This is a genomic window from Dietzia sp. NPDC055877 (assembly GCF_053615975.1).
Genome location: NZ_JBSHCV010000005.1, coordinates 158,706 through 171,796, shown reverse-complemented (window position 1 = coordinate 171,796; position 13,091 = coordinate 158,706). Strand labels below are relative to the sequence as shown.

Here is a 13,091-nt window from a genome sequence, read left to right as displayed (position 1 = left end):
GCCCCGCGGGAAAGCTGATCGACACCGCGCTGCGACGCGCACAGGCATGATCGACGGGATGACCGATGATCAGCCCGGCCGGGACAGCAGAGTGGAACACACCGATGACGGGCGCTACATCGTGATGCGTGGAAGGCGGTGGCGCGCCACCGATCCGTCCATCCCGGAGAAGCTGCGTGTCGAGCTGGTCCGCGCGCTCATGGCCGGGCGACGCGGCGTGAAGAAGCACGGTGACGCGGCACGGGTGGTGGTGCACGACGCGAAGGTCGCCCTCGGCGAACGCGGCGATCCGTGGTGGGAACCGACGGAGGACGGGACACGCCGGCGGCTCGAGGCCACCATCAGGACACTTCTGCGCGCCCGGGGCACCGGGTCGATCTGCCCTTCCGATGCGGCCCGTGTCGTCGGCGGGGATCAGTGGCGCGAACTCATGGACACAGCTCGGTCGGTCGCCTTCGACCTCCGGGGGCGAGGCATGGTGGCGGTGACGCAGAAGGGCCAGCGGGTCGGCGGGGCCGACGTGAGGGGACCGATCCGCCTCGTCGCGGACTCCGCGCTGGAATTCGTCGAGACCACTGAGTGAATCAACACCAACGGATGAGCCGCGAGCCCGGCGGAGTGCACTCCTTTCCTTGTAAGCTACTCGTTGGTAGTAGTCCACCACCCTGAGGCCCCGCTCCTCTGACGGCACGTCCAGCCGCAGCGATTCGAGCGGCGGATCGACCATTGGAAAGGCAGACCTTTGCGCCGCACTGTGTTCGACGAAGACCACGAGGCCTTCCGCCAGACCCTCCGCTCCTTCATCGAGTCCGAGGTGACCCCCCACTTCGAGGAGTGGTACGAGGCCGGGATCGTCCCCCGCGAGTTCTACTACAAGCTCGCCGACCTCGGCCTGTTCGGTATCACGGTGGACGAGGAGTACGGCGGCGCCGGCCTGGACACCCACAAGTTCGAGGCCATACAGACCGAGGAGATCACCCGGGCCGGCGTGACCTTCGGCGGATCCAACGTCCATGTCGCGCTCTGCCTGCCCTACCTCAAGATGCTCGCCACGGAGGAGCAGAAGAAGCGCTACTTCCCCAAGTTCGTCTCCGGCGAGGAGATGTGGGCCATCGCCATGACCGAGCCCGGCACCGGCTCGGACCTGGCGGGAATGAAGACCACCGCGAAGCTCTCCGAGGACGGTACGCACTACATCCTCAACGGCGCCAAGACCTTCATCACCGGCGGCGTCCACGCCGACCGGATGATCGTGTGCGCCCGTACCTCCGCTCCGCGTGAGGACGACCGCCGGTTCGGGATCTCCCTGCTCGCCGTGCAGACGTCGCTCGAGGGCTACTCGGTGGGCCGCAAGCTCGACAAGGTGGGCCTCAAGACCTCGGACACCGCGGAGCTCTCGTTCACCGACGTCAAGGTGCCGGTCGAGGACCTGCTGGGTGAGGAGAACCGCGGCTTCAACTACCTGGGCCAGAACCTGCCGTCCGAGCGCTGGGGCATCGCCTTCGGTGCCTACGGTCAGGCCGCCGCGGCCGTCCGCTTCGCGCAGGAGTACGTGGAGCAGCGCGAGGTGTTCGGCAAGACCGTCGCCTCGTTCCAGAACACCAAGTTCGAGCTCGCGGCGTGTAAGGCCAAGGTCGACGCGGCCCAGGCCGTCGCCGACCGCGCCCTCGAGGCCCTCGACGTCGGCGAGCTCACGCCCGCCGAGGCCGCCTCGGCCAAGCTGTTCTGCACCGAGGTCGCGGCCGAGGTCATCGACCGCTGCCTCCAGCTCCACGGTGGCTACGGCTTCATCAACGAGTACCCGATCGCACGCCTGTACTCGGACAACCGCGTCAACCGCATCTACGGTGGCACCAACGAGGTCATGAAGACCATCATCGCCAAGGACATGGGACTGTAACCACACGTCCGCACCTGGCTGCGCGTCGCCCGGGGCCCCGTCCGCTCACCGCGGTCGGGGCCCCGCTCCGTTTCCGACGCCCGTCTCGGTGTACGCGAAAACCCCCGGCGCGGGTCCGCGCCGGGGGTTCTACGGGGTCGTTCACACCGGGATCAGTGCTTCTCGCGACCCCAGTGGTACTCGAAGACCAGGCCGCACACGGTGATGATCAGGGCAATCGCGCCGCCGATGATCACCCACCAGTTCCAGAACGCCGCACCATAGCCGATGATGAAGATCGAGAAGGCCATCATGAACGGCCAGAGGCTGTGCGGGCTGAAGAAGCCCAGCTCGCCGGCACCATCGGAGACCTCGGCCTCCTCGTAGTCCTCGGGCAGCGTGCTGATACGACGGGCCACGAAGCGCAGGTAGCCACCGATGAGCAGGCTCAGGCCGGCCGAGAGGATGAAGGCCGTGGTGCCCACCCACTCCACGCCGGTGCGGGAGGTGCCGGTCAGATAGCCGTACCCGATTCCCAAGACGGCGAGGAAGATAAACAGCCCGTCGAAGATTCTTACTGTTGCGTTCATCGCTTAAGGAGTCCTTCGCGTGATACCCGGGAGAGGCGTCAGTTGGCCGACGCGTTCTCGATGATGTTGTTCTGGTCACGCGTATCGCTACGGCCCGTCTTGAACGGGGACGTGGACGTGGCGTACGGCGTCTGGCCGATCTCCTGCAGCGCCTCGGCATTGCTGGCCGTCGGGTTGTCCTGACGGAACTGGATGTACTGGGCGAAGTCCTCCGGGGAGACCGCCCGCAGCTCGAAGTTCATCATCGCGTGGTAGACGCCACACATCTCGGCGCACCGTCCGACGAAGGCGCCCTCACTGTCGATCTTCTCGACCTGGAACATGCTCAGCTGCTGGTTGCGGCCGGGGTGCGGCATGACGTCCAGCTTGTAGATGAACTCGGGGATCCAGAACGAGTGGATCACGTCGGCCGAGGCGAGGCGGAACTCGATCCGGGTATCGGTCGGAACCACCAGGACCGGGACCTCCTCGGAGGTGCCGACGGTCTCGATGTTGTTGTAGTGCAGGTACGACTTGTCCTCGGCGAGGCGGCCGTGGATCGGGCCACCCGCGGCGGGCATCCCCTCGTGACCGAGAGCCTCGCGCTGCTCGTCGGAGAGCACGCCGGCCTCCTCGGCCTGGCGGGTCGCCTCCTCGTTGGTGCCGTCCGCGATGGTCACACCGTCGACGTCGACCTTGTTGTAACCGAACTTCCAGTTCCACTGGAACGCGGTCACGTCGACACGCACCCCGACCTCGTCCTCGGGACGCAGGTCGAGCACCTTGTTCTGCGTGATCACGGTGAAGTAGAAGAGGATCGAGATGATCACGAACGGCACTGCCGTGTAGATCAACTCGAGCGGCACGTTGTACGCGGTCTGACGGGGGAATTCCCCGTTGTCGTTCTTCTTCTTGCGATGGAACGCCATCGACCAGAAGATGAGGCCCCACACGAAGAAGCCGACAATCAGCGACGTGATGACGGTGCCCGTCCAGAACTCACGAATCGCGACGCCCTCCGGGGTGATCCCGGTGGGGAACCCGAAGTTGATCGTCTGGTTCCACCACTTGTTGTCGGTGTGGAGGCTACAACCGGACAACAGCAAGCCCAATGTGCCGAGAGACACAGCCAGTGTCGCCCTGCGCGTCCGACGACGCCCGTCACGCTGTTCCACCATCACGCCTTCCTGATCAGCGGCACCGACCACATGGCCGGGACACCTAAGAAGAGTAGACCACGACTCTCAGTTTGGATGCCGCGGGTCCGGCAATTCACCCGATGCGCCCCCGCGCCGTCCGCCGGAGCGGTACGGGGGCCCGGGACCAGTAGTATTCGAACCCGTCGCGGCCCGTGCTTCCGGGCCCTGCCCAATTACCGACTTCCGATCGACGAGGTACCCGACGCATGTGTGGCCTACTTGGTCTGCTCACCCCCGACGGCTCCGCCCGCACCCACGAGAACCGGGTGCTGGGCGCCATGGGATGCCAGCGGCACCGCGGTCCCGACGAGGTCGGTACGTGGGTCGACGAGAACGTGGCGTTCGGTTTCAACCGGCTGTCGATCATCGACATCGCCCACTCGCACCAGCCGCTGCGCTGGGGCCCGCCGGAGCAGCCCGACCGCTACGCGCTCGTGTTCAACGGCGAGATCTACAACTATGTCGAGCTCCGTGCGGAGCTCCGGGAGAAGCACGGCGCCGAGTTCCGGACCGAGGGCGACGGCGAACCGATCGTCGTGGCATTCCATCACTGGGGCCCCGCCGCGGTCCGCCGGCTCCGCGGCATGTTCGCCTTCGCGATCTGGGACACCGTCGAGCGCTCGCTCTTCATCGCCCGCGACCCGTTCGGGATCAAGCCGCTGTACATCGCGAGCGGCAAGGGCGGCACGGTCTTCGCCAGCGAGAAGAAGTCCGTGACGGAACTGCTCGACCTCGTCGTCGTCGACACCTCCCTCGACACCCGCGCCCTACAGCACTACGTCACCCTCCAGTACGTCCCCGAGGACGAGACCCTCACCCGCGGGGTACGACGCCTCGAGTCGGGCTGCCACGCGCGCATCACCCCCGGTACCGCACCGGTCATCGAGCGGTACTTCGAGCCCACCTTCCCTGTCGTGCCCGTCGCCGACGGCGACGCCGAGCGTCGCTACGACCAGATCGCCGCGGCGCTCGAGGACTCCGTCGCCAAGCACATGCGCGCCGACGTGACCGTGGGCTCGTTCCTGTCCGGAGGCATCGACTCCACCGCGATCGCCGCACTCGCCCGCCGGCACAACGAGAACCTGCTGACCTTCACCACCGGGTTCGAGCGCGAGGGCTACTCCGAGATCGACGTGGCCGCCGAGTCCGCCGCGGCGATCGGCGTCGAGCACATCGTCAAGGTGGTCTCCCCCGAGGAGTTCGCCGCCGCGATCCCCGAGATCATCTGGTACCTCGACGAGCCGGTCGCCGACCCCGCCCTGGTCCCCCTCTACTTCGTGGCCCGCGAGGCGCGAAAGCACGTCAAGGTGGTCCTGTCCGGTGAGGGCGCAGACGAACTGTTCGGTGGCTACACGATCTACAAGGAGCCGCTCTCCCTCGCGCCGTTCGAGAAGATCCCCGGCGGCCTGAGGCGCGCGCTGGGCAAGGCCAGCACCCGGATCCCCGAGGGCACCCGCGGCAAGAGTCTTCTGCACCGCGGATCGATGAGCCTCGAGGATCGCTACTACGGCAACGCTCGCTCGTTCTCCGAGGAGCAGGTCCGGTCCGTACTACGCGACTACCGTCCGGAGTGGGGGCACCAGGACGTCACCGCGCCGATCTACGAGCGCTCCCGCGGCTGGGACCCGGTCGCGCGGATGCAGCACCTGGATCTGTTCACCTGGCTGCGCGGCGACATCCTCGTCAAGGCGGACAAGGTCACCATGGCCAACTCTCTCGAACTGCGGGTGCCGTTCCTCGACCGCGAGGTCTACGAGGTGGCCTCCCGTCTGCCGCACTCCGAGAAGATCTCGCACGGCACCACCAAGTACGCGCTACGCCGCGCGCTCGAGCGGATCGTGCCGGCGCACGTGCTGCACCGCAAGAAGCTCGGCTTCCCCGTTCCGACCCGCCACTGGCTGGCCGGCCCCGAGCTGCACGACTGGGCCCGCGATCACGTCCTGGCCTCCGGCACGGACGAGTACGTCGACAAGGCGGCGGTCCTGCAGATGCTCGACGAGCACCGCCGCGGGGACTCCGACCACAGCCGTCGGATCTGGACGATGCTCTGCTTCATGATCTGGCACGGCATCTTCGTCGAGGGCCGGATCGTCCCGGACATCGAGCAGCGCGACTACCCGGTCCGTCTCTGACCTGACAAGACTGCGTCCCAACGAGCAGAGCGTTCAGCACACGATTCCCGGGTGAAGGTGTGCTGGACGCTCTGCTCGTTGCGAGGTGGCCCGGATCAGGCAGGTAGGAGCGCGCCGAGCTCCTCGGCCGCCTCGTCGCCGTAGGTCTCGGCCAGACGACGACGAGCGGCCACGGGGTCGATCGTCCACTCCTGAGTGCCGGTGGTCTCCAGGACGTGGGTGGCGATGAGCGCACCGAACTGGGCGGAACGCTCGAGCGACAGCCCGTCGAGCACGCCGCTGAGGAAGCCGGCGCGGAAGGCGTCACCGACGCCCGTGGGGTCGAGCAGGTTGGTCGAGGGCACGATGCCGACCTCGATCGGCTCGGCCCCCTGCTCCACGATCACGACACCCTTGCCGCCGCGAGTGGTGATGCGGGTGCCGACCCGGGCGTCGAGCTCCTCGGCGCTCCACCCGGTCTTGTTGAGCAGGAGCTCGTACTCGTACTCGTTGGTGAACAGGTAGCGGGCGCCGTCGACGAGCGCCGCAGCCGCCTCGCCGTCGAGGAACGCCAGCTGCTGCGACGGATCGGCCGCGAAGTCCAGCCCGAGCTCGCGACACTCCGCGGTGTGCGAGTTCATCGCTGTCGGGTCATTGGCGCCGATCAACACCAGCTCCGGTCGGCCGATCCGCTCGACGAGCTTCGGCAGAGAGATGGTGGAGGCCTCCCCCATCGCACCCGGGTAGAAGGACGCGAGCTGTGCCATATCCGAATCGGTGGTGCACACGAAGCGGGCGGTGTGCAGCGCCGAGCTGATGTGCACCGCCGAGCAGTCGACGCCGTGGCGCTCGAGCCAGGCGCGGTAGTCCGCGAAGTCCTCGCCGGCGGCACCCACCAGGTGCGGCTGGCGGCCGAGCACGCCGAGCGCGAACGCGATGTTGCCGCCGACCCCTCCACGACGGATCTGGAGCGAGTCCACGAGGAAGCTCAGCGACACGTGCGCGAGCTGGTCCGGCAGCAGCTGCTCGGAGAATCGACCCGAGAAGGTCATGAGGTGGTCGGTGGCGATGGAACCGGTGATGACGACGGGCATGCCCCAGACAGTAGACGACCCGGGACGACGATCTGTCGGCCCGGGTCGTCAGTTGAGACCGTGGGGTCAGTTGAACGAGTCGCCGCAGGCGCACGAACCGGTCGCCTGGGGGTTGTCGATCGTGAAGCCCTGCTTCTCGATGGTGTCGACGAAGTCGATCGAGGCGCCCGTCAGGTACGGGACACTCATGCGGTCGACGGCGAGCTTGACGCCACCGAAGTCATCGATGACGTCGCCGTCCAGGGAACGGTCATCGAAGAAAAGCTGGTAGCGCAGGCCGGCACAGCCACCGGGCTGAACGGCGATGCGCAGCGACAGGTCGTCACGACCCTCCTGCTCGAGCAGGGCCTTTGCCTTGGAAGCGGCGGCGTCTGTGAGCAGAACGCCGGTGGCGGTGTTCTCCGCAGTGGTCATGTCGGTTCTCCTTGCGATCCGAGAGGGCTTCGGGGACGTCTCGTGTGTGTCAACGCCCAGCGGGGAGTCCTCTATTCCCCGGCATCCGTTCCGCTCCCCACGATACGCCTGCCACCGCGTATGGGTGAATGTCCGGCCCCGTTCCCCGATCGCCTAGCCTGGTGATGTGAAGTTGCGCGCATTCGGCTCCAGAGATGACGAGAACGGCAAGGGCTCACCCGCCCCCGAGGCCCGGCCCGAACCGGAGCCCGACACCGGGCCCGTCGTCGACCCGCGCAAGCCCGCGGGCAAGGGCAAGCCGACCCCCAGACGTCGCGACCAGGAGCGGGCCCGCGGTATGCGTCAGGGCCCGGTCACGGCTCCGCTGACCCGCAAGGAGGCCCGCGACCGCCGCAAGGCCGCCGAGGCCGACATGACCAAGGAGGAGCGCAAGGAGGCCAAGGCCGAGGCCCGGGCCGCGCGCGAAGAGCGTCGCCAGCTCATGATGGAGGGTGACGACCGTTACGTGCTCTCCCGCGACCGCGGCGAGGTCCGCCGGTTCGCCCGCGACTGGGTCGACACCCATCGCCGCCTCATCAACTGGTTCATGCCGCTGGCGCTGTTCGTGATCGTCTTCCAGCTGATCCCGAACCCCACGCTGATGGTGTACAGCCAGACCCTGTTCCTCGTGCTCATCGCCGTCGTCGTCATTGACGGGATCCTCCTCGGCCGCACGGTCAACCGCGTGGTCAGGGAACGCTACCCCGACACCGAGGACACCGGGTTCGGTATGGGCTGGTACGCGGTCATGCGCGCGACGCAGCCCCGGATGCTGCGCACGCCGCGTCCGCGTGTCCGCCCCGGCGACACGATCTGATCTGATCGCGAGCGCCCTGCTCCCCGCACCGCTCTGATCCACCGACCTCCCCCGGAAGGGCCGAACCCCATGCGCCAGCTCGTCCTCGGCGGTACCCGCTCGGGCAAGTCCGTTCACGCCGAGTCCGTGGCCGGTTCCGCCGGCACCGACGTGGTCTATGTCGCCACCGCCCGTCACGATGCGGACGACGAGGAGATGTCGGCGCGTATCGCGGCGCACCGGGGCCGTCGGCCCGCGCACTGGACCATCGAGGAGACCGACGAGGTCGTCCGCGTCCTGCGGGATCACCCGTCCGCGACCGTGCTGGTGGACGATCTCGGCGGCTGGCTGGCCCGCCGGATGGACGCGACGCTGGGCTGGGCCGACGGTGGTGCGGCCGTGGCCACCGAGCTGGACGGGCTCGTCTCCGCGGTCGCCGACCGCACCGGGCCGGTGGTCCTGGTCTCCCCGGAGGTCGGGCTCGGGGTGGTGTCCGAGACGCTCGCGGGCCGACTGTTCGCCGACATGATCGGCTCGCTCAACCGACGCCTGGCCGAGGTCTGTGATTCGGCGGTGCTCGTCGTCGCCGGTCGGGTCCTCCCTCTGACCGGCGGGACGGCAGCGGCGCCGAGCGACGTGGCCGTCCCCGCCGCTCCCTCCTCCGGGCCCCCCGCCGTGCCTCTCCCGCAGCCCGGGACGGACGACGACGCCGCCGCCACCACCGACGACGACGACAACAACGCCACCGGGTCCCCCGCCACCGACACGGGGCCGTGCCCGGAGTTCGCCGGCCTCCGCGACGTCGCGTACTACGACGACCCGGTGGCCTTCGGCCCCGTCCACCCGCCCTCCCACACGGTGTCGGAGCAGGCGAGGGAGCGGCAGCTGACGCTCACCAAGCCGGCCGGTTCGCTCGGCCGTCTCGAAGAGCTGGCGACGTGGATCGCCGCCTGCCAGGACGCGTGCCCGCCCCGCCGGCTCGAGCGGGCCCGAGTCGTGGTGTTCGCCGGCGACCACGGCATCGCCGAGCACGGGGTCTCCGCTTTCCCGCAGGAGGTCACGTTGCAGATGGCCGACAACATCGTCGGCGGCGGTGCGGCCGTATCGGTGCTGGCCAGGCAGGCGGGCGCCACCGTCCGGGTGGCCGATATCGCGATGTCGGCCGAGCGCCCGGGTGGGCTCGACGATCACAAGATCCGACGCTCCTCCGGCGCGATCGACCGCGAGGACGCGCTGACCGGGGACGAGGTACGGGCCGCGATCGCCGCGGGCCGCCGGATCGCCGACGAGGAGGTCGACGCAGGGGCGGATCTGCTGATCGCCGGAGACCTCGGGATCGGCAACACCACCCCCGCCACCGTGCTCGCGTGCCTGATCACCGGCCGCGAGCCGGTCGAGCTGGTCGGGCGGGGCACCGGGATCGACGACGAGGGATGGATGCGCAAGACCGCCGCCATCCGCGACGCCATGTTCCGGGCGTCCGGTGATCTGCGGGATCCGGTCGCGATGCTCCGCAAGGTCGCCGGCGCCGACATCGCCGCGATGGCCGGCTTCCTCGCCCAGGCCGCGCTCCGCAGGACGCCGTGCATTCTCGACGGCTCCGTGGTGACCGCCGGGGCGCTCATGGCCGAGGCCCTCGCGCCGGGCTCTCGCCAGTGGTGGGTGGCCGGGCACCGCAGTGCCGAGCCGGCTCACACCGCCGCGCTGACCTACCTGACCCTCGAGCCGGTTCTCGAGCACTCCATGCGCCTCGGCGAGGGCAGTGGCGCCGTCGCCGCGCTGTCGGTCGTCCACAACGCGATCGCGATCCTCACGGAGATGGCGACCTTCGCCGACGCCGGGGTCAGCGGCAGGGACGACTGACCTCTCGTGCTGGACGCGGTGCGGGTGTCGCTGTCGTGGATGACCGTGCTGCCCGTCGGTCGCACCGGTGTTCCCGATGCGGCCACGGCCGGGCGCGCGATGACGGCGCTGCCGGTCGTGGGGCTGGTCTGCGGGACCCTGGCCACCGCGACCGCCCACGGCGTGCACGCCCTCGGCGCGGGCGCCTTGTTGTCCGGTGTCGTGGGGGTCGCGGCGGTGCTCGCTGTGACCCGCGGAATGCATGTCGACGCGCTGGCCGACACCGCTGACGCGCTCGGCTCGTACGCCGGTCCGGAGCGGGCCCTTCAGATCATGCGCTCCGGGTCGATCGGTCCGATGGGGGCCGCGGTACTCGCCCTGATTCTTCTCGCCGAGGTCGCGGCGCTGGGCCAACTCGTCGACTCGGGTGCCTGGCTCGCGCCGATCGCCGCGTTCGTCGTCTCGCGTTGCCTGCCGGTCGCGCTCCTCCGGCGGGGCGTTCCGCCCGCGTCGCCGACGGGGTTCGGTGCGATGGTCGCCGGCTCCCAGTCCAGGATGGCCGTGGCCGGGGTCGGCCTGCTGACCGTGGTCGCAGGTGCCGGCCTGGCGGGCGCGGGACCGCTCCCCGACCACTGGTGGATGCCGGCCGTGGGTGCCGCGGTGGGCCCGGCCACGTTCCTCGCCACCGCCGCCGCCGGCCGTCATGTGGTCCGCCGGCTGGGCGGCATCAACGGCGATGTGCTCGGCGCCGCCATAGAGACGGGAACGGCGACGACTCTCGTCGCCGCCGTCCTCCTGCTCTGACCGATCTCCGGGCCGGGTCGTGGTGACCGCCCGGCGTCGCCGGGCGGATCGCGCCCGTCAGGCCAGGGTGGTCATCCAACCGAACGGGTCCTCGACGGAGCCGCGCTGGATTCCGGTGAGGGTCTCGCGCAGCTGCATGGTGATCTCGCCCGGCCCGCCGTCGCCGACCGTGTAGCCCCCACCGGCGTGCTTGACGGAGCCGACGGGGGTGATCACGGCTGCGGTGCCGCAGGCGAAGACCTCGGAGATCTCCCCGGAGGCCACCCCGGACTCCCACTCCTCCACCGAGACCTTGCGCTCGGTGACCGGGTAGCCCAGGTGCCGGGCCAGCTGCAGCAGGCTGTCGCGGGTGACGCCGGGCAGCAGCGAACCGGACAGCTCGGGAGTGACGATCTGCGCGGAGTCCCCGGAGCCCAGGATGAAGAACAGGTTCATCCCGCCCATCTCCTCGACGTACTTACGCTCGATCGCGTCGAGCCAGACGACCTGGTCGCAGCCCTCGGCCGCGGCCTGCTCCTGCGCGCGCAGGGACGCCGCGTAGTTTCCACCGAACTTCGCGGCACCGGTGCCACCGGGGCTGGCGCGCACGTACTCGGTGCTCAGCCAGACGCTGACGGGCGCGACGCCGCGCGAGAAGTACGCGCCCGCGGGCGAGGCGATCACGGAGTACATGTACTCCTCGGCCGGTCGCACGCCGAGCCCGGTCTCGGTGGCGATCATGAACGGTCGCAGGTAGAGGGCCTCCTCGCCGCCGGCGGCGGGCACCCAGTCGCGATCGATTGCGATGAGCTGCCGCAGCGACTCCATGAACAGCTCCTGCGGGATCTGCGGCATGGCGAGTCGCTGCGCAGACCTGTTGAACCGGGCCGCGTTCTGCTCCGGACGGAAGGAGGCGATCGAGTCGTCTGCCTGGCGGTACGCCTTGAGCCCCTCGAAGATCGTCTGCGCGTAGTGCAGGACGACGGCCGAGGGATCGATGCTCAGCGGGCCGTACGCCTCGATGACGGGCGTACCCCAGGCACCGTCGGCGTACTCGATGGTGACCATGTGGTCGGTGAAGTGCTGGCCGAAACCGGGCGACGCCAGGATGGCCTCGCGCTCCTGCGCTGATCTCGGCGCGGCGGAGGGGCGGATATCGAAGTCGGACATGAGGTCTCGTTCCTGGAATGGGTGGTGCGTGGTCAGCGGGTGCGAATCTCGATGAGCGGGGGTACCGCGAGGCGGCAAGCTACCTCGCGCCCGCGTACGTCCACCACGACCTCGTCGTTCTTCTTCAGTCCCGCGTCCAGTTCGATGAACGCCAGCGCTATGCCGGTCTTGAGGGTCGGCGAGAAGGTGCCGGAGCTGGTGACGCCCACGTCGCGACCGTCGGCCCGCACCGTCTGCCCGGCGCGCAGCACCCCGCGGCCCGTCACCTCGAGCGCGTACATGCGGCGCGCTGGCCCGGCCTCCTTCTTCTGCAGCAGCGCCTCGCGGCCCCAGAAGCCGGGCTTGTCCCAACCGATGGCCCATGCGCAGCGCGCCTCGAGCGGATTGAGGTCCACGGACAGCTCGTTGCCGTGCAGCGGGTACCCGGCCTCGGTACGCAGCGAGTCGCGCGCCCCGAGCCCGCAGAGGGCGCCCTCGCGGGCGAGGACCTGCTCGGCGAGTGCGTCCCAGAGGGCGCCTGCGTGCTCCCACTCGGGCAGGACCTCGAAGCCGTACTCGCCGGTGTAGCCGGTGCGGCAGATCCGGACGGAGCTCCCGTTCCAATCGGCGTCGACGTAGGCCATGTAGTCCAGGTCGGTGGGCAGGCCGAGGGCGGTGAGGACCTCGCCGGACCGCGGCCCCTGGACGGCGATCACGGCGCGCGAGCGGTGCTGGTCGGTGATGGTGATCCCGGGCGCGCGCTCGGCGGCGGCGGCCTGCAGCATCCGCACGACCTCGGCGGTGTTGGCGGCGTTGGGGATGAGGAAGATCTCCTCGTCGGAGACGCGGTAGGCGATCAGGTCGTCGACCACGCCGCCGCTGTCGTCACAGCACAGCGTGTACTGCGCGCTGCCGGCGGAGATCCGGTCGATGTCGTTCGTGAAGCACGAGTTGACGAACTCGGCGGCGCCCGGCCCGGTCACGAGCGCCTTGCCCAGGTGGCTCACGTCGAACAGCCCGACGGAGGCGCGGGTCGCGGTGTGCTCGGCGACGGTTCCGGAGTACTGCACAGGCATCGACCAGCCACCGAACGGCGCGAAAGTCGCCCCGGCCTCGACATGGCGGGAGTGCAGTGGTCCCTCGTAGAGGTCTCCGGTATCAGTCATGTCGCCACTCCTCGCGCTCTCCAGTACGGCTGGACCCCCACGTTAGTCGA

Annotated in this window: 12 protein-coding genes; 6 read left to right on the top strand and 6 right to left on the bottom strand. The window is 69.2% G+C overall.

Annotated elements, in window-relative coordinates:
• Positions 1–58: 58 nt before the first annotated feature.
• Together ACWGLC_RS08450 and ACWGLC_RS08445 are read left to right on the top strand one after the other, a co-directional pair.
• On the top strand, positions 59–583 hold the full coding sequence (locus ACWGLC_RS08450; RefSeq protein ID WP_452099458.1) for a DUF3253 domain-containing protein: 525 nt from the start codon (positions 59–61) through the stop codon (positions 581–583).
• Positions 584–742: 159 nt separating this feature from the next.
• Positions 743–1,900 carry an acyl-CoA dehydrogenase family protein gene (locus ACWGLC_RS08445; protein WP_230929482.1) on the top strand — a complete coding sequence of 386 codons (1,158 nt, stop codon included), beginning with the start codon at positions 743–745 and terminating at the stop codon, positions 1,898–1,900.
• Positions 1,901–2,052: 152 nt separating this feature from the next.
• Here the strand turns inward: ACWGLC_RS08445 and ACWGLC_RS08440 are convergent, their stop codons facing one another.
• Together ACWGLC_RS08440 and ctaC are read right to left on the bottom strand one after the other, a co-directional pair.
• On the bottom strand, positions 2,053–2,469 hold the full coding sequence (locus tag ACWGLC_RS08440; RefSeq protein WP_344989928.1) for a cytochrome c oxidase subunit 4: 417 nt from the start codon (positions 2,467–2,469) through the stop codon (positions 2,053–2,055).
• Positions 2,470–2,507: 38 nt separating this feature from the next.
• Positions 2,508–3,626, bottom strand: coding sequence for an aa3-type cytochrome oxidase subunit II (ctaC, locus tag ACWGLC_RS08435; protein WP_452099457.1), 1,119 nt, complete (start codon positions 3,624–3,626; stop codon positions 2,508–2,510).
• A gap of 227 nt (positions 3,627–3,853) precedes the next feature.
• On the opposite strand from ctaC, the gene asnB reads away from it, so the two are divergent.
• On the top strand, positions 3,854–5,779 hold the full coding sequence (gene asnB / locus ACWGLC_RS08430) for an asparagine synthase (glutamine-hydrolyzing) (RefSeq protein ID WP_452099456.1): 1,926 nt from the start codon (positions 3,854–3,856) through the stop codon (positions 5,777–5,779).
• A gap of 95 nt (positions 5,780–5,874) precedes the next feature.
• Here the strand turns inward: asnB and ACWGLC_RS08425 are convergent, their stop codons facing one another.
• Positions 5,875–6,852, bottom strand: coding sequence for a carbohydrate kinase family protein (locus ACWGLC_RS08425; RefSeq protein WP_452099455.1), 978 nt, complete (start codon positions 6,850–6,852; stop codon positions 5,875–5,877).
• 66 nt (positions 6,853–6,918) lie between these two features.
• Positions 6,919–7,266, bottom strand: a complete 348-nt coding sequence (locus ACWGLC_RS08420; protein ID WP_230929487.1) for a HesB/IscA family protein — start codon at positions 7,264–7,266, stop codon at positions 6,919–6,921.
• Between the two features lie 166 nt (positions 7,267–7,432).
• On the opposite strand from ACWGLC_RS08420, the gene ACWGLC_RS08415 reads away from it, so the two are divergent.
• The 3 genes from ACWGLC_RS08415 to ACWGLC_RS08405 all read left to right on the top strand — a co-directional run bounded on the left by ACWGLC_RS08415 (position 7,433) and on the right by ACWGLC_RS08405 (position 10,747).
• Positions 7,433–8,122 carry a DUF3043 domain-containing protein gene (locus ACWGLC_RS08415; protein ID WP_452099454.1) on the top strand — a complete coding sequence of 230 codons (690 nt, stop codon included), beginning with the start codon at positions 7,433–7,435 and terminating at the stop codon, positions 8,120–8,122.
• Between the two features lie 69 nt (positions 8,123–8,191).
• Entirely contained in the window at positions 8,192–9,964 is a 1,773-nt protein-coding gene (cobT, locus tag ACWGLC_RS08410; protein WP_452099453.1) for a nicotinate-nucleotide--dimethylbenzimidazole phosphoribosyltransferase, read from the top strand.
• A gap of 6 nt (positions 9,965–9,970) precedes the next feature.
• Positions 9,971–10,747 carry an adenosylcobinamide-GDP ribazoletransferase gene (locus ACWGLC_RS08405; RefSeq protein ID WP_452099452.1) on the top strand — a complete coding sequence of 259 codons (777 nt, stop codon included), beginning with the start codon at positions 9,971–9,973 and terminating at the stop codon, positions 10,745–10,747.
• A gap of 57 nt (positions 10,748–10,804) precedes the next feature.
• Here ACWGLC_RS08405 and ACWGLC_RS08400 read toward each other — a convergent pair whose 3' ends face one another.
• Entirely contained in the window at positions 10,805–11,896 is a 1,092-nt protein-coding gene (locus ACWGLC_RS08400) for a branched-chain amino acid aminotransferase (RefSeq protein ID WP_452099451.1), read from the bottom strand.
• Between the two features lie 32 nt (positions 11,897–11,928).
• Positions 11,929–13,041 (bottom strand): glycine cleavage system aminomethyltransferase GcvT, encoded by a 1,113-nt coding sequence (gene gcvT, locus ACWGLC_RS08395; RefSeq protein ID WP_452099450.1) that lies wholly within the window; start codon positions 13,039–13,041, stop codon positions 11,929–11,931.
• Between the last annotated feature and the right edge of the window lie 50 nt (positions 13,042–13,091).

Excerpts from the sequence above, each read along its gene's own strand:
- ACWGLC_RS08400 (WP_452099451.1), bottom strand. The coding sequence starts at position 11,896 with ATGTCCGACTTCGATATCCGCCCCTCCGCCGCGCCGAGATCAGCGCAG.
- cobT (WP_452099453.1), top strand. The coding sequence starts at position 8,192 with ATGCGCCAGCTCGTCCTCGGCGGTACCCGCTCGGGCAAGTCCGTTCAC.
- ACWGLC_RS08425 (WP_452099455.1), bottom strand. The coding sequence starts at position 6,852 with ATGCCCGTCGTCATCACCGGTTCCATCGCCACCGACCACCTCATGACC.
- ACWGLC_RS08450 (WP_452099458.1), top strand. The coding sequence starts at position 59 with ATGACCGATGATCAGCCCGGCCGGGACAGCAGAGTGGAACACACCGAT.
- ACWGLC_RS08420 (WP_230929487.1), bottom strand. The coding sequence starts at position 7,266 with ATGACCACTGCGGAGAACACCGCCACCGGCGTTCTGCTCACAGACGCC.
- ctaC (WP_452099457.1), bottom strand. The coding sequence starts at position 3,626 with ATGGTGGAACAGCGTGACGGGCGTCGTCGGACGCGCAGGGCGACACTG.
- ACWGLC_RS08440 (WP_344989928.1), bottom strand. The coding sequence starts at position 2,469 with ATGAACGCAACAGTAAGAATCTTCGACGGGCTGTTTATCTTCCTCGCC.
- gcvT (WP_452099450.1), bottom strand. The coding sequence starts at position 13,041 with ATGACTGATACCGGAGACCTCTACGAGGGACCACTGCACTCCCGCCAT.
- asnB (WP_452099456.1), top strand. The coding sequence starts at position 3,854 with ATGTGTGGCCTACTTGGTCTGCTCACCCCCGACGGCTCCGCCCGCACC.